Here is a 2572-nt window from a genome sequence, read left to right as displayed (position 1 = left end):
TCGCTGTCGTTGGCCAGGGCGATGGCTTCTTCTTCAGTGGTAAAGCGGCGTACACACAGCACCGGTCCAAAGATCTCCTCGTTCCACAACGCGCTGTCCAGCGGTACATCGGTAAACACTGTCGGCCGAATGAAGAAACCCTTGGCCAGATCGGCCGGCCGTTCACCACCGCACAGCAACCGCGCGCCGTCTTCAACGCCACGCCTGATATGCCCCAGCACCCGCTGATACTGCGCGCGATTGATCAGCGCGCCCATTTCCACGTCGTCGGCAAACGGGTCGGCCACGCGAATACCTTCAGCCCGTGCCTGCAAGCGTTGCAGGAATTCATCCGCCAGGCTGTCAGCCACCAACACGCGGCTGGTGGCCGAGCAGATTTGCCCCGCGTTGAAAAAACCACCGCCGCACGCCAGTTCCACCGCCAGGTCGAGGTCGGCGTCGGCCAGCACCAGCAACGAGGATTTGCCGCCCAGTTCCAGGCTCACGCCCTTGATGGTTTCAGCAGCACGCTGCATCACTTGCACGCCCACTGCGTTGCTGCCGGTGAAGGAGATCTTCGCCACGCGACGGTCTGCTGCCAGGGGCGCGCCCACCGCCAGGCCGGTGCCGCAGACCAGGTTGAACACGCCGCTCGGGAAGCCCGCTTCGGCGATGATCCGCGCCAATTCAAGCTCCGCCAGCGGCGTGACTTCCGAGGGTTTGAGCACCACGCAGCAGCCGGCCGCCAGGGCCGGGGCGAGTTTCCAGGCGGTGGTCACCATCGGGAAATTCCACGGTACGATCAGCCCCACCACGCCACACGGCTCACGGCGCAGACGCGCGCTGAAGTCATCGCTGGGCAGCGCTACCGGGCGGTCTTGCCCAGCGTCCATTTCTTCAGCCACACCGGCGTAGTACTCGAAGGTGGCGATCACGTCGTCCACATCGATCCCCGCTTCAAACAGCGGCTTGCCGTTGTTGCTCGACTGCAATTGCATCAGCTGCTCGCGGCGTTCGTTGACGCCCTGGGCGACCTTGCGCAACAGCGCGCCACGATCACGGCCGGTACTCTTGGACCAGTCACCGAACGCGGCGCTGGCCGCGTCGACCGCCAGTTTCACGGCTGTGGCATCGCCAACGCTGACCTGGGCCAACGTCGCCTCGGTGGCCGGGTTGATCACCTCCAGCACGTCATGGCCGGCACGCCATACACCGTCGATGTACACACCGTTCAACACTGCGCTCATACCCCTACCTCCTTCATCCAAAGTCCCTGGTCGATTTCAATCAGCGTCGGCCCCTGGCGATCGGCCGCGGCACGTAAGGCTGTGCGCAAGTGTTCGCTGCCCTGGATACGCTCGGCGGCGCAGCCCAGTGCCTTGGCCACGCCGATGAAGTCCGGGGTGTAGATGTCTACGCCGACCGGCTCGATAGCGCGGTTGACCATGTACTTCTTGATCTCTTCGTAGCCCTGGTTATTCCACAGCAGGACGATGACCGGCACCCGTGCTTCCACGGCGCTGGCCAGTTCCGGCAAGCTGAATTGCAGGCCGCCGTCGCCGATCAGGCACACCACCGGCTGCCCGTCGCCACGCCCCAGCCAGGCGCCGATGGCGGCCGGCAAGGCGTAGCCCAACGTGCCGTAGCCGGTGGAGGAATTGAACCAGCGGCGTGGGTGGTCGAGGTTGAGCGTGAGGTTGCCGCTGTACACCGGCTGGGTGGAGTCGCCCACCAGCACGGCGTCGGGCAGTTCGTCCAGGACGGTGGTGAGGAACAGGGTTTGCGCGCGGGTGGCGGCGTCCCAGGAGGGCGCCAAATCGGCCCACAGGCGTGTAACCCGTTCGGCGCCCCACGCTGGGTTGCGCGCAGGCAGCGGCTTGCTGTTCAGTTCTGCCAGCAAGGCCTCGGCGGCGATCTGTGCATCGGCCACCAGCGCTACCTGCGGCGGGTAATTGCGCACGGTCTGGTCGGCATCGATGTCGACGCGCAGTAAGGCGCCGGGAATCTCGAAGCCTCCGGCGAAGGTCACGTCGTAGTCGGTTTCGGCCAGTTCCGTGCCGATGGCCAGCACCACATCGGCGTCGGCCACCAATGCGCGGGTGGCGACCAGTGTTTGTGTGGAGCCGATCAACAGGGGATGGCTGGCGGGCAGCATGCCCTTGGCGTTGATGGTCAGGGCCACGGGGGCGCCGAGGGTTTCGGCCAGACGGGTCAGTTCCGGGGCGGCGTCGATGGCGCCGCCACCGGCGAGGATCAACGGGCGCTTGGCGGCCGCCAGCAGTTGAGCCATTTGTTTCACCGCCGACGGCGCCGCACCGGCACGGGCCACGCTGACCGGCTCGCTGCCGAGCAAGGCGTCGGCGTTTTCCACCAGCACATCCAGCGGGATCTCGATATGCACCGGGCGCGGGCGGCCGGCCTGGAACAGGGCAAATGCACGGGCCAGTACGCCGGGCAGTTCCGCCGCCGACATCAAGGTGTGGGAGAACGCGGCCACACCGGCCATCATCGCGCTCTGGTTCGGCAGTTCATGCAGCTTGCCGCGCCCGCCGCCCAATTGGCTGCGTGACTGCACGCTGGAGATCACCAGCAT

2 protein-coding genes are annotated in these 2572 nt (G+C 66.1%); both read right to left on the bottom strand.

The window, feature by feature from the left end; all coding sequences use genetic code 11:
* Positions 1-1226, bottom strand: a 1226-nt coding sequence (locus HX803_RS22170; RefSeq protein ID WP_178923511.1) for an aldehyde dehydrogenase family protein, incomplete at its 3' end; no start/stop codon positions are given.
* Positions 1223-2572: 5-guanidino-2-oxopentanoate decarboxylase (locus tag HX803_RS22165; RefSeq protein WP_256732906.1), on the bottom strand; the 1350-nt coding region annotated here is incomplete at its 5' end. The genes HX803_RS22170 and HX803_RS22165, both read right to left, overlap by 4 nt.

Origin of the sequence: Pseudomonas sp. P7548 (genome assembly GCF_013386585.1) — a bacterium.
Classification (GTDB): Bacteria; Pseudomonadota; Gammaproteobacteria; order Pseudomonadales; family Pseudomonadaceae; genus Aquipseudomonas.
Note: the sequence above shows the minus strand (reverse complement) of the source record. Positions and strands in the feature narration are given on the sequence as shown.